Origin of the sequence: Microbacterium sp. Root180 (genome assembly GCF_001428485.1) — a bacterium.
Taxonomy (GTDB): Bacteria; Actinomycetota; Actinomycetes; order Actinomycetales; family Microbacteriaceae; genus Microbacterium.
This window is the reverse complement of the sequence record NZ_LMHS01000003.1, coordinates 684409-703574: the sequence shown is the minus strand read 5'-3', so window position 1 is coordinate 703574 and position 19166 is coordinate 684409. Positions and strand designations below refer to the sequence as shown.

General features: G+C 69.7%; 20 protein-coding genes. 14 read left to right on the top strand and 6 right to left on the bottom strand.

What is annotated here, in order from left to right:
• Positions 1-49 precede the first annotated feature (49 nt).
• The 6 genes from ASD93_RS10825 to ASD93_RS10800 all read left to right on the top strand — a co-directional run bounded on the left by ASD93_RS10825 (position 50) and on the right by ASD93_RS10800 (position 5671).
• Complete coding sequence (locus ASD93_RS10825) at positions 50-1576, top strand: sugar ABC transporter ATP-binding protein (protein WP_056122126.1); 1527 nt, start codon at positions 50-52, stop codon at positions 1574-1576.
• Positions 1573-2613 (top strand): ABC transporter permease, encoded by a 1041-nt coding sequence (locus ASD93_RS10820; RefSeq protein WP_056122123.1) that lies wholly within the window; start codon positions 1573-1575, stop codon positions 2611-2613. The genes ASD93_RS10825 and ASD93_RS10820 overlap by 4 nt, the downstream gene beginning before the upstream one ends.
• Positions 2610-3668 (top strand): ABC transporter permease, encoded by a 1059-nt coding sequence (locus ASD93_RS10815; protein WP_056122121.1) that lies wholly within the window; start codon positions 2610-2612, stop codon positions 3666-3668. Before ASD93_RS10820 ends, ASD93_RS10815 begins: the two co-directional genes overlap by 4 nt.
• Positions 3669-3737: 69 nt before the next feature.
• Complete coding sequence (gene rhaS, locus ASD93_RS10810; protein ID WP_056124407.1) at positions 3738-4784, top strand: rhamnose ABC transporter substrate-binding protein; 1047 nt, start codon at positions 3738-3740, stop codon at positions 4782-4784.
• 112 nt (positions 4785-4896) lie between these two features.
• A complete protein-coding gene (locus ASD93_RS10805) occupies positions 4897-5415 on the top strand; it encodes a gluconokinase (RefSeq protein ID WP_157536930.1) in 519 nt (172 codons plus the stop codon).
• A gap of 37 nt (positions 5416-5452) precedes the next feature.
• Positions 5453-5671: a hypothetical protein gene (locus tag ASD93_RS10800; RefSeq protein ID WP_056122118.1), complete on the top strand. Its 219-nt coding sequence runs from the start codon at positions 5453-5455 to the stop codon at positions 5669-5671.
• Positions 5672-5675: 4 nt separating this feature from the next.
• Here the strand turns inward: ASD93_RS10800 and ASD93_RS10795 are convergent, their stop codons facing one another.
• The gene (locus ASD93_RS10795; RefSeq protein WP_056122116.1) at positions 5676-6017 is read right to left on the bottom strand and encodes a DUF2834 domain-containing protein; all 342 of its coding nucleotides are present in this window, start codon (positions 6015-6017) and stop codon (positions 5676-5678) included.
• Between the two features lie 59 nt (positions 6018-6076).
• Positions 6077-7318, bottom strand: a complete 1242-nt coding sequence (locus tag ASD93_RS10790; protein ID WP_056122114.1) for an MFS transporter — start codon at positions 7316-7318, stop codon at positions 6077-6079.
• A 140-nt stretch (positions 7319-7458) separates the two neighbouring features.
• On the opposite strand from ASD93_RS10790, the gene ASD93_RS10785 reads away from it, so the two are divergent.
• Positions 7459-7749: a DUF4287 domain-containing protein gene (locus tag ASD93_RS10785; protein ID WP_056122111.1), complete on the top strand. Its 291-nt coding sequence runs from the start codon at positions 7459-7461 to the stop codon at positions 7747-7749.
• Between the two features lie 3 nt (positions 7750-7752).
• Here the strand turns inward: ASD93_RS10785 and ASD93_RS10780 are convergent, their stop codons facing one another.
• From ASD93_RS10780 to ASD93_RS10765, 4 genes are all read right to left on the bottom strand, one after another.
• Entirely contained in the window at positions 7753-8319 is a 567-nt protein-coding gene (locus ASD93_RS10780; RefSeq protein ID WP_056124389.1) for a DUF1992 domain-containing protein, read from the bottom strand.
• 25 nt (positions 8320-8344) lie between these two features.
• Entirely contained in the window at positions 8345-9193 is an 849-nt protein-coding gene (locus ASD93_RS10775; protein ID WP_056122107.1) for an NAD-dependent epimerase/dehydratase family protein, read from the bottom strand.
• A gap of 131 nt (positions 9194-9324) precedes the next feature.
• A complete protein-coding gene (locus tag ASD93_RS10770) occupies positions 9325-10221 on the bottom strand; it encodes an oxygenase MpaB family protein (RefSeq protein ID WP_056122104.1) in 897 nt (298 codons plus the stop codon).
• Positions 10222-10329: 108 nt separating this feature from the next.
• Positions 10330-10581, bottom strand: a complete 252-nt coding sequence (locus ASD93_RS10765) for a PLDc N-terminal domain-containing protein (protein ID WP_235566937.1) — start codon at positions 10579-10581, stop codon at positions 10330-10332.
• 103 nt (positions 10582-10684) lie between these two features.
• Here ASD93_RS10765 and ASD93_RS10760 point away from each other — a divergent pair, with 103 nt between their 5' ends.
• The 7 genes from ASD93_RS10760 (at position 10685) to ASD93_RS10730 (ending at position 19156) form a co-directional block, all read left to right on the top strand.
• Positions 10685-11704 carry a LacI family DNA-binding transcriptional regulator gene (locus tag ASD93_RS10760; protein WP_056122097.1) on the top strand — a complete coding sequence of 340 codons (1020 nt, stop codon included), beginning with the start codon at positions 10685-10687 and terminating at the stop codon, positions 11702-11704.
• Positions 11705-11917: 213 nt separating this feature from the next.
• Positions 11918-12925: a substrate-binding domain-containing protein gene (locus ASD93_RS10755; protein ID WP_056122093.1), complete on the top strand. Its 1008-nt coding sequence runs from the start codon at positions 11918-11920 to the stop codon at positions 12923-12925.
• A gap of 115 nt (positions 12926-13040) precedes the next feature.
• On the top strand, positions 13041-14648 hold the full coding sequence (locus ASD93_RS10750; protein WP_056122092.1) for a sugar ABC transporter ATP-binding protein: 1608 nt from the start codon (positions 13041-13043) through the stop codon (positions 14646-14648).
• On the top strand, positions 14645-15721 hold the full coding sequence (locus tag ASD93_RS10745; protein WP_056122089.1) for an ABC transporter permease: 1077 nt from the start codon (positions 14645-14647) through the stop codon (positions 15719-15721). The genes ASD93_RS10750 and ASD93_RS10745 overlap by 4 nt, the downstream gene beginning before the upstream one ends.
• Entirely contained in the window at positions 15718-16788 is a 1071-nt protein-coding gene (locus ASD93_RS10740; RefSeq protein WP_082569284.1) for an ABC transporter permease, read from the top strand. The genes ASD93_RS10745 and ASD93_RS10740 overlap by 4 nt, the downstream gene beginning before the upstream one ends.
• Positions 16788-17522: an L-ribulose-5-phosphate 4-epimerase gene (locus tag ASD93_RS10735; RefSeq protein ID WP_056122087.1), complete on the top strand. Its 735-nt coding sequence runs from the start codon at positions 16788-16790 to the stop codon at positions 17520-17522. Before ASD93_RS10740 ends, ASD93_RS10735 begins: the two co-directional genes overlap by 1 nt.
• A complete protein-coding gene (locus ASD93_RS10730; protein ID WP_056122085.1) occupies positions 17519-19156 on the top strand; it encodes a xylulokinase in 1638 nt (545 codons plus the stop codon). Before ASD93_RS10735 ends, ASD93_RS10730 begins: the two co-directional genes overlap by 4 nt.
• Positions 19157-19166 lie beyond the last annotated feature (10 nt).

The following is a 19166-nucleotide window of genomic DNA, read 5'->3' as shown; positions in this document are numbered from 1 at the left end:
AAACCCGCCTGAATCGATTCACCCCTTTCACCTCAACGAGGAGGCCGCCGTGGCAGCAGATGTCGCCCCCGCCGCGCCGCACCCCGCCCTGGAGCTGCGACGGGTGGTGAAGTCGTTCGGTCCGGTGGTCGCCCTCCGCTCCGGCAGCCTCACCCTCGAGCGCGGCTCGATCCACGCCCTCATCGGCGAGAACGGCGCCGGCAAGTCGACGCTCGTCAAGATCGTCGCCGGTCTCTATCGCCGTGACGCGGGGGAGTTCCTCCTCGACGGCGAGTCGGTCGACTTCACCAGCACGGCGCAGTCCAAGGCCGCCGGCATCGCAGTGATCTACCAGGAGCCCACGCTCTTCCCCGACCTGTCGGTGACGGAGAACATCTTCATGGGCCGCCAGCCCACGAACCGGTTCGGGCGGATCGACCGCAAGGCCATGCGCACGGAGGCCGTCGAGATCTTCCAGCGCCTGGGCGTCGCGCTCGACCCCGACCGCGTGACGGAGGGCCTCTCCATCGCCGACCAGCAGATCATCGAGATCGCGAAGGCCATCTCGCTCGATGCCCGCGTGCTCATCATGGACGAGCCGACCGCCGCCCTCTCGGGTGTGGAGGTCGAGCGTCTCTTCGCGGTCGCACGCAGCCTGCGTGACGAGGACCGGGCCCTGCTGTTCATCTCGCACCGCTTCGACGAGGTGTTCGCCCTGTGCGACACCGTCACCGTCATGCGCGACGGCTCGTACATCGACACCACGGCGATCGCCGACACCACCGTCGACGAGCTCGTGCGTCAGATGGTCGGTCGCGATGTGACCGAACTGTTCCCGAAGCTGCCGTCCGAGGTCGGCGAGGTGGTGCTCGAAGTCGACGGACTCACGCGCAAGGGCGTGTTCCGCGACATCACGTTCACCCTGCGCGCCGGGGAGATCGTGGGCCTCGCGGGCCTGGTCGGCGCCGGCCGCAGCGAGGTCGTCCGCGCCGTGTTCGGGGTCGACCCGTACGAGGCGGGATCGGTCCGGCTCGAGGGCAGGCCGCTGCCGAAGGGCAACCCGCGGCTCGCCACGACCCGCGGCATCGCGCTCGTGCCCGAGGACCGCCGCAAGCAGGGACTCGTGCTCGAGGACGGGGTCTCGCGGAACATCACCCTCGCGATCCGCTCGAAGCTCTCCAAGTGGGGCCTCCTGTGGGGCGGGCTCGAGAACCGGGCGGCTCAGGTCTGGGCGAGTCGCCTCGAGGTCAAGACGGCGGCCCTCGACGCCGAGGCCGCCACCCTCTCCGGCGGCAACCAGCAGAAGGTCGTGCTCGGCAAGTGGCTCGCGACCGAGCCGAAGGTGCTCATCGTCGACGAGCCCACCCGCGGCATCGACGTGGGCACGAAGGCCGAGGTGCACCGCCTCCTGTCGCAGCTGGCTCAGCAGGGCCTCGCGATCCTCATGATCTCGTCCGAGCTCCCGGAGGTGCTGGGTATGGCCGACCGCGTCCTCGTCATGCGGGAAGGACGCCTCACCGGCGAGTTCACCCGCGAGCAGGCGACTCCCGAGGCCGTCATGTACGCCGCCACCGCGGACGCGGAGGTGGCCCGATGACCACGACCGCCACTCCCACCGTCCAGCCGGGATCGAGCGCCGCGTCCAAGCTGGTGCGTCGCATCGGGACGGCGCGCGAGACCGGCATCCTCGTGGCGCTGCTGCTCGTGATCCTCTTCGCGACGATCAGCAACCCCTCGTTCCTGTTCTCGGGCGACGGCTTCCGCGACCTGCTTCTCACGCCGTCGCTGCTGCTGCTGGTCGCCGTCGGCTCGGCGATCGTGATCATCACGCGCAACGTGGACCTGTCGGTGGGATCGATCGTCGGCCTCACCGCCTATCTGACCGGCCGTCTCTTCATCGACATCCCCGGCATCCCGCTCATCGGCGTCTTCGTCGGCGGAGTGCTCATGGGCGGACTGCTCGGGCTCATCAACGGCTCGCTCGTGGCCTTCGCCCGGGTGCCCGCGCTGGTGATCACGCTCGGCACGATGTACATCTACCGCGGCCTCAACGTCGCCTGGACCGGCAGCGACCGCATCAACGCGTCCGATCTCCCGGCCGACTTCCGCGCACTCGGCACCGACCGCATCCTCGGCATCCCGATCCTCACGATCATCGCGGTCGTGGTGCTCGTCGTCGCGGCCTGGTATCTGCGCAATCTGCGCAGCGGCCGTGAGCTGTACGCCATCGGGTCCGACCCTGCCGCCGCGCACCTCTACGGACTGCGCGTCACCCGCCGCATCATCGCCGCCTTCGTCACGAGCGGCGCTCTCGCCGGCCTCGCCGGCGTGCTCTACGCGGCCCGCTACGGCACGGTCTCCTCCGGAGCCGGCTTCGGATGGGAGCTGCAGGCCATCGGCGCGGCCGTCATCGGCGGCGTCGCGATCTCGGGCGGCGTCGGCACCGTGTGGGGCGCGGCGATCGGCGCGTTCCTGCTGCTCACCATCAACCGCGCACTGCCGATCCTGGGCATCGACGACTTCTGGCAGCGCGCCGTCGTCGGCGCACTGATCCTGGGCGCGATCGTGCTCGACCGGGTGCTCGCCGTCCGCCAGCACCGACGACTCATCGCACAGCGGGAGGAGACACGATGACCGCCCTGACGGATGCCGCGCCCGCCCGCGTCTACAAGGCTCACGCGAAGCCCGCCTGGCGGCGCGTGCTGCTCACCCGCGAAGCGGCGATCATCGCGATCCTGCTGCTCGTGATCGTCGTGGCGCTCGCGACGGTGCGCAACTTCGACAGCCCGTTGACCGTCACCTACCTGCTCCGCGACGTCGCGCCGATCCTGCTGATCGCACTTCCGATGACGCTCATCATCATCACCGAGGAGATCGACCTCTCCGTCGCGAGCATCGTCGGGCTCTCGTCGGTGATGACCGGCATCCTCACCCAGGCGGGTCTGCCCTTCCCGGTCGCGGCGCTCGTCGCGATCGTGGTGGGAACGATCGCCGGAGCGTTCAACGGCTTCCTCATCACGGTGGTCGGGCTCCCGTCGCTCGCGGTCACGATCGGCACGCTCGCCCTGTTCCGAGGAATCGCCGTGGGGCTGCTCGGCACGACGGCGATCACCGACTTCCCCGAGGAGTGGACCGACCTCGCCAAGGCCAACATCCCCGGTACCCCGATCCCGGTGATCATGATCCCGTTCGTGATCCTCGCGATCGTGTTCGCGATCGTGCTGCACTTCACGCCGTTCGGGCGCTCGCTGTATGCGATCGGCCTCAGCAAGGAGGCGGCCGCGTTCTCGGGCATCGACGTCGGGCGGACGAAGTTCCTGCTCTTCGTGCTCAGCGGCGCGGTGTCGGGCTTCGCCGGCGTCTACTTCACCCTCCTGTACTCCAACGCCCGCGGCGACAACGCCATGGGCATGGAGCTTCAGGTGATCGCGGCGGTCCTGCTCGGCGGCGTCTCGATCTTCGGCGGCCGGGGCGCACTGCACGGCGTGATCGCCGGCGTGCTGCTCATCGGCACGCTCGGCAGCGCCCTGCGTCTCGCGGGCGTCACCAGCGACATCATCAACGTCATCACCGGACTGCTGCTCATCGTGTCCGTGGTGTCGTCCAGCCTGCTCGCATGGCTGCAGGTCCGCCGGGCCGCCGCCATCGGGAAGAGGAGGGGGAGAGCCGGCGCGTCGGACGAGCCGTGATCGCCCCCAGAGCACCACACACCAATCGCAGCTAGGCACTCGCAGACTGCACCAAGGAAGGAAACAATGATGTTCGGAATGAAGCGCACGCGGCGCGCCGGCGTGGTCGCCGCGATCGCCGTCGGTGTCTCGCTCGTCGCCGCCGGTTGTGCCGGTGGGGGTTCGGGTGGAGACCCCTCGGACGGCGGGGACGGCGGCGACGCCAACCTGTCGATCACGATGCTGCCCAAGAACCTGGGCAACCCGTACTTCGACACGTCGACCGGCGGCGCCGAGGAGGCGACCGAGGAGTTCGGCGGCACGTTCGAGGAGGTCGGCCCTTCGGAGGCGTCGCCCACCTCGCAGGTGCAGTACATCCAGACCGCTGCCCAGCAGGGCGCGGGGGGCCTGATCGTCTCGGCCAACGACCCGGAGGCGCTGTGCGACGCGCTGGACGAGGCGCGTTCGGCCGGTGTCAAGGTCGTCACGTTCGACTCCGACACCAACCCGGAGTGCCGTGACCTGTTCATCAACCAGGCCACCGCGGAGGGTATCGCGAAGGTCCAGGTCGATCTGATCACCGAGCAGATCGGCGACGCGGGCCAGATCGCGATCCTGTCGGCCTCGGCCAACGCGACCAACCAGAACGCCTGGATCGAGATGATGGAGGAGGAGCTCGCCGCGAACCACCCGGACGTGGAACTCGTCGAGATCGTCTACGGCGACGACGATGACCAGACCTCGTTCGACAAGACCGCGGCGCTGCTGCAGACCTACCCGGAGCTCAAGGGGATCGTCTCGCCCACCACGGTCGGCATCTCGGCGGCGGCACGCTACCTGTCGACCTCGGAGTACAAGGGCCAGGTCGCGCTGACGGGCCTGGGCACCCCGAACCAGATGCGCGAGTACGTCGAGGACGGCACCGTCACCGCGTTCGCGCTGTGGAACCCGGCCGACCTCGGCTACCTGGCCGCGTACGCGGCGCAGGCGCTGATCACCGGTGAGATCACCGGCGAAGAGGGCGACACGTTCGAGGCCGGAAAGCTCGGCGACTTCGAAGTCGGCCCCGACGCCGGCGTCCTCCTCGGCGACCCGTTCGTCTTCGACGCGGACAACATCGGCGAGTTCGACTTCTAGGCCGAACCGCCGCGCCGGCGCCCGGTCCGCATCACGCGGGCCGGGCGTCCGGCCGTTCCGGCGCGGATACGCTGGGAGAGGCATCCGTCCGAACCACCCGAGGAGAGCGCCCGTGCCGATCGTCGTGATGGGGGTGTCGGGCTCGGGCAAGTCCACGATCGCGGCGGGCCTGGCCGCACAGGTCGGCGGGACATTCCTCGACGCCGACGATTTCCACCCGCCCGCGAACGTCGCCAAGATGCGGGCGGGCATCCCGCTCACGGATGAGGACCGGATGCCGTGGCTCGCCCTCGTCGCTGATGCCATGGTCGCGGCCGAGCAGCGGCGGGACGGAACGGCCGTCGTCGCCTGCTCGGCCCTGCGTCGTGCCTACCGGGATGCCCTCCGCAGCGCCGCCGACGATGTCTTCTTCGTACAGCTCGACGGCACGCCCGAGCTCCTCGCCGCGCGCATCGGGGCGCGGACCGACCACTTCATGCCGGCCTCGCTGCTGCAGTCCCAGCTCTCTCTGCTCGAGCCGCTCGGTGCCGATGAGCGGGGCGCGGTCGTCTCGATCGAGGGGTCCGCCGAGGCGGTTGTCACGGCGGCATTCGAGCGCTGGGCGGATGCCGCGGACTCTGACAGGCTGTAGCCAGCCCGGATCCGCCGGGGACGCGTGAGGAGTTCACATGGCCGGCAAGTACGACCTCGAGACCACCACTCTCGGCGAGCTCCTGGACGACCCGGAGGCGCGCGGCATCATCGTCGAACTCGTGCCCGAACTCCCCGACCACCCGATGATCGGGTTCGCCAAGGGGATGCCGGCGGCGGCGGTGCTCAAGATGGCCGGCGGGCAGCTTCCCGCGGACACTCTCCAAGAGCTCCAGACCCGCATCGGGGCACTCTGACCCCTCATTCGATGGCGCGGGCGATCTCCGTCTTGCGGCGCTCGCGCATCGCGAGGAAGAGCGGGAAGGTGAAGGCGAACGCGGTGATCGCGGCGCCGAGGACGTAGAGCCACCCGAACCTCATCCCCAGGCGGCGCGCCTCGACGATCACGAACACGCTGCCGGCGACGGCGACGACCAGCAGGTCGACCGTGATCGACGAGACGGCGGGGCCGCTCGAGACGAGGTCGCCGAGGAAGTCGCGCAGCTGCACGATCGCCAGCACGTTGAAGAACCACGTGGCAGCCAGTCCGGCGACGGCGAGGCACAGGTAGACGACGGCGAGCGGAGTCCAGTGACGCGTCATATGCCGATCCTGCCCCCGCGACCTCGACCGGCAACGCTGCGCGTGCGGTGCGCCCTGACTCAGGCGCGGGGTCGCCGCGACCCGCTCCGCGACAGCGGTGCGTTCACGATCCCCGCGCCGAGGACGACGACGGCAGCGACGATCGGTGCGATGAGCGCCGCCTGTGCGCCGGCAGCTTCGGCGAGGATGCCGGTGACGGCGGATGCCGCGGACTGACCGACCACGACGGCCGATCCGAGCATGGTCATGACGGTGGCGGAGCGCCCGATCGGGCTGCGGCCCGCGGCGAGGCTGTACTGCGTGACGAGGGTCGGGCCGATTCCGATGCCGATCACGAGGAGGCAGACGGTGATGGCGCCCACGCTGCCGGCGAAGGGCAGCGCCAGGGTTCCCGCGACGAGGATCACGGCGAACACAATCCACCGCGCGGTGAGGGTGAATCGCGCGGGGAAGAGCGCGACGCCCAGCGCGAGCGCGGCGGACCCGATGCCCATGGCCCCGTAGACCAGACCGGCCTGCTCGGGCACGCCCCGCTCGGCCATGAACGCCGTGAGCGAGGTGAGCATCGCGCCGAAGAACAGTCCCATGCCGAGCGTGCCGACCACCGTGGTGAGCAGCGCCGGGCGCGCGAGCTCGCGCGCGGATCCCTGCGTCGGCTTCGCACCGTGCCCCGGTGCCGCGACGGCAGCGGTCGGATGCAGCGCGAACGCGCTCACGAACACCAGTGCCAGCACGGCGGCCCCGATGACCGGAGCCGCAGGACTCATCGTGGTGGCGAGAAGGCCGACGATCACCGGCCCGAAGACGAAGACGATCTCGTCCGCCGCCGACTCGTAGGCCATCGTGCCGCCCACCGCTGCATCGCGACGGTCCTTCGAGAAGGTGCGGCCGATGATGCCGACGAGTCGGCTCCGCGACAGCGGCGCGACCTGGGGCATCGATGCACCGATGAGGAAGGCGACGATGAGGAGCGCGGCATCCGGAACCGATGCGAACGCGAGCCAGGCGATCGCGATCAGGAGCAGGCTGTTGACGGTGCCCGAGATCAGGAGCACACGGCGCTGGCCGAAGCGATCGGCGGCGGCGCCGAGCAGCGGGCCGAACAGCGCGGTGCCCAGGCCCGTCATGGCGGAGGTGAGTCCGCCGAGGGCGAGCGAGTCGCGCGCCGACACGACGAGGGTCAGGATGCCGACCACCATCATGGCGAACGGCAGGCGCGCGATCAGCGCGATGGGGAAGTAGCCGAAGCCCGCCTCGCGGACGAGGCTGGCGCGGCGGGGCGCCGCCAGAGTGGTGTGCATCTTTGTTCCTGTGCAAGTCCGCCGCGAGACGCGGCACGTGGTGCCGCCTTGGTCCGGGCGGGACCAGGTAGATACACATCGAGGATGGTGGCCCCAGTCTACCGGGTGGGGCCTGGCGGGTTCCTGGGTAGGATCCAGGCATGTCGTTCCAGGCCTATCTCGACGCGGTCGAGACCAAGACGGGGCTCACCCCGCGTCAGCTCATCGACCTCGCCCACGAGAAGGGGTTCGACGAGAACACGAAGGCGACGCCGATCGTCGAGTGGCTCGCCGCCGACTACGGTCTCGGGAGGGGTCACGCGATGGCGATCGTCCACGTCATCACGAAGGGGCCGCAGATCAGCGACAAGCACGTCGACTCGGGCGGGGCCCATTCCGACCCGTCGAACATGCTGTGGCTCGACGGCAAGGCCACCAACCCCGCCGGCTGAGTCTCAGTGCGGCGAGCGTCGCCGCCACCAGCGACGGCGCGAGGGCGCGGCATCCGGCGTCGTCTCGGTGCGGGGCGCCCGGCGTCCGGCCCATGCGGCGACCTCGGCCTCGATGTCGCGGGTGGGGGTGACCACGGGAGGGCCGCCCAGGAGCTGACGTCGCGCCTCGATCACGCGCCGGTTGAAGTCTTCGAGTGTCTCGCGCACGTCCTCCTCGCGGGAGAGCTCGTCGAGCCGGCTCTCGAGCTCGGCGTCCTCCACCCGCAGCCGCAGTGCCGGCGGGCCGAGACCGCTCAGCTGCTCGGACTCGATCTTGCGCCGGATCCACCAGTCCGGATCGTGCGACGAGCCGAGGCCCGGGATGGCCTTGCCCGCGCCCGGCAGGTCGTCGAAGTCGCCGCGCCGGATCGCCTGCTGGATCGCCGTCTCGACGTACGCGGCCCGGTCGACCGCGCCGGCGGAGGACGGGCTGCGCGCGGGTGTCGCGGCGGCTTCCGACGGCTCCGCGCCGTCGTCGTCCGCACGTTCCTGGCGGTAGCGGGCGGCGGCGAGTCGAGGATCGTCGCTCATCATGACCTCCGGTGGTGCTCCCGGCTCAGCCGACGTGGGTGCGCCAGGTGTGCTGCGGGTCGTAGCCGAGCAGGCGGCGCGCCTTGTCGATCGACAGGAGCGTGTCGTGGTCGCCGAACGACCGCGCGACCGGGACATCGGGGAACACCTCCGCGAGCAGCTCCGTGTTGGGGCGCGACATGACGGTGTCGGATGCCGCGATGAGGAAGTTGTCGAACCCTGCGGGGGCGACTTCGAGGGCGCGCTGCACGGCGTGCGCGCCGTCGCGGGCGTCGATGTAGCCCCACAGGTTCCACTTGCGCAGGAGCGCGTCGTGGTCGAACGAGGGGAACTCGGCGTAGTCCTCGGGCACCATGACGTTCGAGAACCGCAGCGCCGTGATCGACAGGTCGGGATGCCAGCGCACGAGCTCGCGCGCGAGCTGCTCCTCGAGGGTCTTGACGAGCGAGTACACCGACTCCGGGCGGGGCTCGTAGTCCTCGTCGACGGGCACGTACGGCGGCGGGGCGTCGAACGGAAGGCCCTGCACCGTCTCGCTCGAGGCGTACACGATGCGCCGGATGCCGAGCCGCACCGCCGCCCAGAACACGTTGAAGGTCGCCGTCATGTTGTTGTGGAAGGTGGCGACGTCGCTCCGGATGCCGGGGGCGGGGATCGCACCGAGATGGACGACCGCGTCGATGCCGTCGTGCCGGTCTCCCACGCCGCCGAACGCGTCGATCACCTGGCCGTAGTCGGTCAGGTCGACCTGCACGAACGAGGGGCCGCGGGCGCCCACGACGTCCATGCCGACGACGTCGTATCCGGCTCCGCGGAGTTCGCGGGCGACGACGGTTCCGAGCTTTCCGGACGATCCGGTGAGTGCGATGCGCATACGTCCAGCCTGTCACGCGCGCGGCATCCGGGGCCCGTCCCCGCGCTCCGCCCGCGTTCCACCTCGAGTTGCCGAGACACGCCGACGAGGCGTTCGCGGAACGGCGTGTCTTGGCGACTCGACCGATCGGGTCAGGCCCGAGCTGCCTCGAGGCGGCGCAGCCGCAGGCGCGCGAAATCCTGCGAACGGGGGCCTGAGTTCAGGGCCCGCTCGGTCACGGCGAGCACCATCCGCGTCGCGGTCACCACGGGAAGCGGCGAACGGCGCAGGCCGAGAAGCGTGCGGTACCGCCGGGGAAGGGTCGCGACGGCACTCGCGAACAGCACGCGGTAGGCGAGCGACATCGACCGCGATTCGCGGAACGGCGGGCGGCGGAGGAACCGCACCACGTCGTCCACGCGCTCGTCGCGGCGCAGGATGCCGCGCTCGAGGTAGCCGTCCAGCATCCCGCGCAGCTGCGCCTCGGTGTGCGGCGGGTCGGCCACCCGCATCAGAGTCCCGGCGGTCGCCCACTCGTCGACGTAGCGATCGGCGCCGCCCGGGATCGCGCGTCCCCACCGCTGGTGGCAAGAAAGGAATGCGTCCGTGAAGGCGAGGTGCACCCACTCGACCAGCTCGGGATCGGCGGCGGAGTAGGCGCGCTCGGCGCCATCGGCAGCGCGGTAGGTGCCGCTGACACGCTCGTGGAAGCGGCCCACGCGCGCCGTCTCACGCTGCGCCTGCGCCCGCGAGCCGTACGTGAGGCAGATGACCCAGCGCACGGTCCCCGTCAGGCGGCCGACGGGGTCCTCGCGATACCGGGACCAGTCGTGGACGCCGGCGAGCGCGCCGGGGTGCAGCGCCTGCATCAGCAGCGCCCGGATGCCCGCCACCATCGTGCCCACTCCGGCGTGCACGGCCCACGCCGCGCCGTCCTCCGGGAAGTAGCCGGCGTCATCGCCCTCGGCGAGCTCCCGCACCCACCCGGGGGTGCCGTCCGGATCGCCCGACAGGGCCGTCAGCAGCCGTGCCCGCACTCCGGCGACCATCCCGCCTCGGCGCGCGGGGGGTTCGTCGGCAATCCCGGTCACCTCTCCAGCGTGCCACGGGGACGGATGCCGCGGCCGCCGGATCCCGTCCTGCCGGCTCGGGGTCGGTCAGCCGCGATCGACGGCGACGGCAGCGGGTCGTGCGGCGCGACGTCCGATGAACAGCCAGGCGAGCGCGCCGAGCGCGGGGACGAAGATCACGACCAGCGTCCAGACCAGTGCCTGCCCGGAGGAGAGCTGCTTCGCGGATCGTGCGAGCGAGATGAGTGCGACGACCGCCAGGACGAGCAGTGCCAGCGCCGTCCCGGACCAGGCGAGGTCGTAGGCCGCAGGGATGAGGGGGTTGACGGAGGCGGTCACGCTTTCCACCGTACCGGCCGTCCACGCCGGTCGCCCGGGTCGCCGCATCCCGGGTGCCGCCGCCGTGTGCGAGGGTAGGACACATCGAGCAAGGTGGTTCGCAGTGTCCGAACAGGCGACAAGGGGCTGGCAGCGCCCTAGCATCTACGACGTCGCCAAGCAGGCGGGCGTCTCGCATATGACGGTCTCCCGTGTGCTCAACGGGCACCCGAACATCCGCGAGTCGACCCGTGAGCGCGTGCTCCAGGCGATCGACGAGATGAATTACACCCCCAGTTCGATCGCACGGGCGCTGGCGACGCGACGGGCCATGCGCATCGGCGTCATCGTCGACAGTCCCGTGCAGTGGGGTCCGAACAGCACGCTGCGGGCGATCGAGAGCGCCGCACGTGATGCCGGCTATGCGATCAGCGCGTTCTCGATCTCCGATGACGAGGAGTCGCAGATCGACACCGGCGTCGTCGAACTCCTCACGCAGGGTGTGGACGCCCTCTGCGTGATCGCGCCGCGAGCGTCTTCGCTCGACACGCTCCGTCAGCAGAGCACCGGGCTTCCGACTCTCGTCATCAAGGCCGAGTCCGATCCCGATATGCATACCGCCGCCGTGGACCAGCGGGCCGGCGCGATGGCAGCCGTGATGCACCTGATCGAGCTCGGGCACCGCTCGATCGCCCATCTCTCCGGTCCCCTCGACTGGTACGACGCGCGGGCGCGCGAGCAGGGCTGGCGCGACGCGCTCGCCGACGCCGGCCTGCCGATCGCCCCGCCCGTCGTCGGCGACTGGACGTCCGACTACGGCTACACGTTCGGCAAGACCTACGACTTCGCCGATGCGACGGCCGTCTTCGCGGGGAACGATCAGATGGCGCTCGGCCTCGTGCACGGCCTCTCGGAGCGCGGGCTTCGGGTGCCGGACGACATCAGCGTCGTTGGTTTCGACGACCTCCCCGATGCGCGGCACTTCCTGCCGCCGCTCACGACGGTGCGTCAGGACTTCGCTGCGCTCGGAGCGCTGGCCCTGCAGATCATCATCGCCGCGATCGAGGGCGGCGAGGTCGACGGTCACGACATCATCGAGCCCCGCCTCATCGTGCGGGGCTCGAGCGCGGCCCCTCGATCCTGACCCCCAATCGTGCCCGAACACGGGAAGATGCCGGTTCACCGCGATCGCGCGAATGTTCGCGGTAACGGACACGTAACGAATTCCAGAATCGTGCTTGCGCGGGGAGTTGTTAGCGCGCACAATGAAGCCGAACACACCCGACGTTGTCCCGACTGGGGGCACAGGGACACCTCCCCGACCGAGAGCGTCAGGGAGTCTCAAGGAGGAGAAGAGATGGTCAACAGGAAGCGGATGCTGGGCCTTGTCGGGTTCGTCGGCGCCGGAGCGCTCGCGCTCGGCCTCGCCGGCTGCGCCGGCGGCGGCAACGACGACAGCGGTTCGGATGGCGGCAGCGGTGACGAGCTCATCACCGTCGGCTACGTCGCGGTCGGCCCCGAAGGCGGCTGGCGCGACGCGAACGAGCAGGCGATCAAGGACGCGTTCTCGGAGGATGCCGGCTTCGATCTGAAGTACGCGCCGGCGGCGAGCCCGACCGACCAGAAGTCGCAGATCGACGCCTTCGCGACGTTCGTGAACGACGAGGTCGATGCGATCCTCCTCACCGCGACCGAGGCATCCGGCTGGGACGACTCGCTCGCACTGGCACAGGAGGCGGAGATCCCCGTGATCTTGCTCGACCGCGGTGTCGACTCCAGCGACGACCTCTACGTCACGCGCATCGCCCCCGACAACGTGGACGTGGCGGCCTCGGTCGGCGCGTGGGCGCTCGAGGCCTTCCCGGAGGGCGCGAGCTACTTCACGCTCGAGGGTGTTCCCGGACTCTCGGTGGTCAACGAGCGCAACGAGGGCTTCGAGGCAGAGATCGAGAGCGCCGAGGGCTGGACCAAGATCGGCGCGCAGACGGCGAACTGGACCGCTGACGAGGGCAAGTCGGTCATCGAGACCGTCCTGAAGGAGAACCCCGATCTCCAGTTCGTCTTCGCACAGAACGACGAGATGGGCATCGGCGCGGCCGCTGCCGTCACGGCCGCCGGTCTCACTCCGGGCACCGACGTCAAGATCGCCACGATCGACGGCACCACGCCGGCCCTCGAGGCGCTCGCCGCGGGCGAGCTGAGCTTCGTGGCTCAGTACAACCCGTTCTTCGGCGACCTCGCCGTCGACGCCGTCAACGCCGCACTCGCGGGCGAGAACGTCGAGAAGGTCATCATCGTCCCGGGCGAGACCTTCGACTCGCCCGAGGCCGGCCAGGCCGCGATCGACGACGGCAAGGGCTTCTGATTCGACCCAGCATCGGCTAGACGAGATGTGATGCGAGCGGGGGCTGCCGCTGCGGTGGCCCCCGCTCGTGCTCGTCCCCGTTCGCCCACTCCGAAGCCAGAAGGAACCCGCAGCCATGAGTGAACCGATCGCGATCGTCGAGGTCCGCAACGCGTCCATCACCTTCCCGGGAGTGAAAGCGCTCGACGACGTCAGCTTCCGACTGCTCCCCGGCGAAGTCCACACCCTCATGGGTGAGAACGGCGCCGGCAAGTCCACCCTCATCAAAGCGCTCACCGGCGTGTACAAGATCGACTCCGGCGAGATCGTCGTCGCCGGACAGGTGCGCCACTTCAACGACACCGCCTCCGCCCAGGCCGCGGGGATCTCCACCGTCTACCAAGAGGTCAATCTGTGCACGAACCTCACCATCGGTGAGAACGTGATGCTCGGGCACGAGGTGCGCGACTGGACGGGCATCAACTGGCGCAAGACCCACGCCCGCGCCCGCGAGGCCCTCGCCCGAATGGGTCTCGGCGACCTCGACCCCCGCGCGCCGCTCTCATCGATCTCCATCGCGATCCAGCAGCTCGTCGCGATCAGCCGCGCGATGGTCACCGACTCCAAAGTCCTCATCCTCGACGAACCCACCTCGAGCCTCGACGCGACCGAGGTCGAGGTGCTCTTCCAGGTCATCCGACGCCTTCGCGACCAAGGCGTCGCGATCCTCTTCGTCTCGCACTTCCTCGACCAGGTCTACGCCATCAGCGACCGGATCACGGTCCTGCGCAACGGCGGGTTCGTCGGCGAGTACCTCAAGCGCGACCTTGATCGCACGCAGCTCATCTCGAAGATGATCGGCAAGGACTTCGAAACGCTCCGCGCCCTCGGGTCCAATCGTCAGACGCAGCAGCGCGACCGCAGTGTCACGCCGTTGCTCGCTGCCGAGAGCATCGGCCGCAAGGGCGCGATCGAGCCCACCGATCTCGAGATCCACGCGGGTGAAGTCGTCGGATTCGCTGGTCTCCTCGGATCCGGTCGCACCGAACTCGCGAGGCTCCTCGCCGGTGCCGACAGGTCCGACTCCGGCACGATCCAGCTCCGCGGCAAGAAGGTCACGCTGAACTCTCCGGTCGCGGGCCTCGCGCACGGCATCGCCTACTCGACCGAGAGCCGTCGCGACGACGGGATCGTCGGCGATCTGAGTGTCCGCGAGAACATCATGCTCGCCGTCCAGGCCCGCCGCGGCTGGCTCCGTCGTGTTCCCGCGCGCGAAGTCGACCAGCTGGTGAAGACCTATATGGAGCGCTTCAGCGTCCGGCCCAACGACCCCGATCGTCCGATCCGCCTGCTCTCGGGCGGCAACCAGCAGAAAGTGCTGCTCGGCCGGTGGCTGGCCACCGACCCCGACCTGCTCGTGCTCGACGAGCCGACTCGCGGCATCGACGTCGGCGCCAAGGCCGACATCCAGGAGACCGTGGCCGACCTCGCCGAAGGCGGGACGAGCGTCGTGTTCATCTCCTCCGAGCTGGAGGAGGTCGTCCGGCTCTCCGAGCGGATCGTCATCCTCAAGGACCACCAGAAAGTGGGCGAGGTCATCAACGGGCCGGAGGTGACCGCCGAGAGCATCGTCTCGGTCATCGCCACCGAGTCGGGAGACGAGGCCGAGAAGACCGCCGACGCGCTCGCCGAGGAGGTGGCTGCCGGAGAAGCGGCCGCCGGCCAGGAAGGGAGCGCGTCATGAATCGCGTCAAGATCGCGCTGCGCACGCCCTGGTTCTGGGCGATCGTCGGCATCGCACTGCTGCTGCTGATCAACACGATGAAGAATCCCGCCTACCTCGCGATCAGCGTGAACCCGACCACCGGGATGCTGACGGGCAACGTGCTGGACATCCTGCGCGTGTCGGCTCCCATCATCATGATCGCCCTCGGCATGACGTTCGTCATCGCCACGGGGGGCATCGACCTCTCCGTCGGCTCGATGATGGCCGTCGGCGGGGCGGTGGCGATGGAGACCCTGTCCAGCCTGAGCGGATCGGCGCCGATCGGCGCGATGCTGGCGGCGATCGGTCTGGCGTTGGCGCTGACGATCGTCCTCGGTGCGATCAACGGCTTCCTGGTCGCCGTCGTCGGGCTGCAGCCCTTCATCACCACGCTGATCATGATGCTCGCCGCGCGAGGCATCGCGCGCGTCATCACCAGCGGACAGAACACCAACGCGACCAACGAGCCGTTCCGCCTTCTCGCGAACGGGCAGATCCTCGGCATCCCGACCAGCTTCGTGCTCGCCATCGCGATCGTCGTCCTCATCGCCCTGGTGATGCGGCGCACGGCGCTCGGGCTCATGATCGAGTCGATCGGCATCAACCCGCACGCGAGCCGGCTCGCCGGCATCCGTCCGCGCCCCATCCTGTTCGGCGTCTACATCCTCTCTGCCGCCCTCGCCGCCGTCGGCGGACTGTTCAGCGTCTCGGAAGTGATGACGGTGAGCGTGGGAGGCACCGGCAACCTGATGGAGCTCGACGCGATCCTCGCCGTGGTCATCGGCGGCACCTCGCTCGCCGGCGGAAAGTTCTCGATCGTGGGGTCCACGATCGGCGCACTCCTCATCGCGACCCTCAACAAGACGGTGCTGTTCCTCGGGATCCCCGCTGCGGCGACGCCGGCTTTCAAGGCCATCGTCATCATCGTCCTCGTGCTCCTGCAGTCCGAGCGCGTGCGCTCGTGGGTCCTCGAGCGCGGCAGGTCCCCGGGCGCGCCGCCGCCGCCCGCAACGGGACCGGCCGCACCCGTCTCGAAGGAGGCCGTCGCATGACCTCGTCACGCACGCTCGCCGAAGCCGTTCCGCCCGTTCCCGACCTGCCCGAGAGCAGGATCACCGCCAGCGCCGCGCGCCTGTCGCGGCTGTGGGAGCGCAATCAGGCGGTGATCCCCACCCTCGCCGCGCTCGTGCTGCTGTTCGGCATGCTCATCTATGCCGAGGTCGCGTACGGCAGGGTCTTCCACGCCGGAACGATGTCGAGCCTGCTCATCAGCTTCGCGCCGACGATCATCCTGGCCGTCGGGATGACGATCGTGATCGTGTCGGGCGGCATCGACCTGTCCGTCGGCGCGGTCGTCGCGTTCAGCTCGGTCGCCGGCGTCATGCTCATGAACATCGGCATCAACGGCTGGGTCTCGATGCTGCTCATGATCCTGTTCGGCGCGCTCTTCGGCGTGATCGCGGGCGTCATGATCCAGTACTTCAACGTGCAGCCCTTCATCGCGACGCTCGCGATGATGTTCCTCGCACGAGGACTGGCCTCGATCCTCTCGACCACGCCTGTCCAGGCGCCCGAGGATTCGCCGATCCACCTGCTCGCCACGGACTGGAAGCTGTACGACGGTCCCAAGGTCAACGACCTGACGGTCACGCCCGGCCTGATCATCGCGCTGCTCGTCGTGCTCGGCGGCATGTTCTTCATGCACCGCAGTCGCAGCGGGCGCACGGTGTACGCGATCGGCGGCAGCGAGTCGTCGGCGGGGCTCATGGGTCTGCCGGTCGCGCGGACGCGTGTGGGGATCTACATCATCTCCGGCGCCCTGGCGGGTCTGGCGGCGGTTGTCTACACCGCGGAGGTCGGCGGCAAGGCCCAGAACGTCACCGGCATCGGCTGGGAGCTCGACGCGATCGCCGCCGTCGTCATCGGCGGGACGCTGCTGACCGGCGGCTACGGCTACGTCCTGGGCTCGGTGGTCGGCGTGTTCGTGATCGCGGCGCTGCGCCTCATCATCACCAAGGACGGGACGATCAACCCCGAGTACCTCACGATCATCACCGGTGCCGTCCTGCTCGTGTTCGTGCTGCTGCAGCGCGTGCTGACGCGGCGAAGGGCGAGCTGATGACCGGTACCGAACTCCAGGTCGCCATCGACGACGTGCGCGCCGAGGTGGCGAAGCTGCACGGCGAGCTGGTGCGCTACGGCCTCGTCGTGTGGACCGGCGGCAACGTCTCCGGACGTGTGCGCGTCGGTGATGACCGCCGCGCGGACCTGTTCGTGATCAAGCCGTCGGGGGTGTCGTACGACGACCTCGCGCCCGAGAACATGATCCTGTGCGATCTGGACGGCAACGTCGTCCCGGGCACTGCGGGGAGCGAGCGCAGCCCGTCGAGCGATACCGCGGCGCACGCGTACGTGTACCGGAACATGCCCGAGGTCGGGGGAGTGGTGCACACCCACTCGACGTTCGCGGTTGCGTGGGCGGCGCGCGGCGAGGAGATCCCGTGCGTGATCACGGCGATGGCCGACGAGTTCGGCGGGCCGATCCCGGTCGGGCCGTTCGCGATCATCGGCGACGACTCGATCGGTCGCGGCATCGTCGAGACCCTGCGGGGTCATCGCTCTCGTGCAGTGCTGATGCAGAACCACGGCCCGTTCACGATCGGCACGTCGGCCAAGGACGCCGTGAAGGCTGCGGTGATGGTCGAGGACGTCGCCCGCACCGTGCACTACGCGCGGGAAGCCGGTCCGCTGATCCCGATCCCGCAGGCGGCGATCGACAGCCTCTACGACCGGTATCAGAACGTCTACGGCCAGTCCGCCGATGAGCGCCGCGACGTGGAGGAGCGGGCATGACGACGGATGATCTCTATACATCCGCTTCGCGGACACTCGATCCGGCGGCTGCCGCTCAGGCGATCCGCGACGGCAAGGCCGTGCTCGGCATCGAACTGGGGTCGACCCGCATCAAGGCGTGCCTCGTGAGGGCCGACGACCCGTCGACGGTGCTCGCGGTGGGCGCTCACGCGTGGGAGAACGCGTTCGTCGACCGGCTCTGGACCTATGCGATCGACGACGTCTGGTCGGGACTGCAGGCGGCGTACGCCGATCTCGCGGCCGACGTGCATCGCCGCTACGACGTGGGCCTCGAGGCCCTCGCCGCGATCGGGGTCTCGGCCATGATGCACGGCTACCTCGCGTTCGGTGCGGACGGTGAGCTGCTCACCGGCTTCCGCACGTGGCGCAACACCCACACCGCGCGCGCGGCCGCGGAGCTGTCGGGCCTGTTCGGCCTGAACATCCCCTTGCGCTGGTCGATCGCCCACCTCTATCAGGCCGTGCTCGACGAGGAGCCGCACGTCGGCGAGGTGACCTTCTTCACCACGCTCGCCGGCTACGTCCACTGGAAGCTCACCGGACGCACGGTGCTCGGCGTCGGCGACGCCTCGGGGATGTTCCCGATCGACTCGTCGACCCGCGACTACGACGCGGCACTCCTGGAGAAGTTCGATCGGCTCCTCTCGGAGCGCGGACACGAGCGCACCGTGTCGGATCTGCTGCCCGAGGTCCTGGTCGCCGGCGAGCCCGCGGGCCACCTGACCGCCGAGGGTGCGGTCCTGCTCGACCCGAGCGGTGCCCTGCAGGCCGGCGTTCCGCTGTGCCCACCGGAGGGCGACGCCGGTACCGGCATGGTCGCGACGTGCTCCGTCGCCCCGCGCACCGGCAATGTGAGCGCGGGCACGAGCATCTTCGCCATGGTCGTGCTGGAGCATCCGCTGTCGCGCGTTCATCACGAGCTCGACCTCGTCACGACGCCGGCCGGCGACGCGGTGGCGATGGTGCACTGCAACAACGGCGCCAGTGAGCTGGCCGCGTGGGTCGGTCTGTTCGACCGCTTCGCAGCGATCGCCGGTGGCCGCCTCGGCTCGGACGAGGTCTTCGAAGCGCTGTTCCGCGAGGCGCTGGACGGGGATCCGGATGCCGGCGGCCTGCTCGCCTACAACCACCTCGCAGGCGAGCCGATCGCGGGGCTCAGCGAGGGTCGGCCGCTGTTCGTGCGCACGCCCGACAGCCGCTTCACCCTCGCGAACTTCATGCGGGCGCAGCTGTACGGCGTCTTCGGCACCCTTGCGCTCGGCATGCGCGTGCTCGGCGACGAGGGCGTCGCCATCGATCGCATGTTCGCGCACGGCGGCGTGTTCCGCACGGCGGGAGTCGCCCAGCGATTCCTCGCCGGCGCTCTGGACGCACCGGTCGCCGTGGGCGAGACGGCGTCGGAGGGCGGGGCGTGGGGCATCGCCGTCCTCGCCGCCTACCTCGTCGATGCGGAAGAACTCGACCTCGACGCGTACCTGCGCGAGCGCGTCTTCGGCGCGGCATCCGTCCACACCGTCGTCCCTCACCCCGACGACGTGGCCGGCTTCGCCTCCTACCTCGCCCGCTATCGCTCCGGACTCGTCGTCGAGTCCGCCGCCGTCACCGCTCTCTGAACCCTTTCGA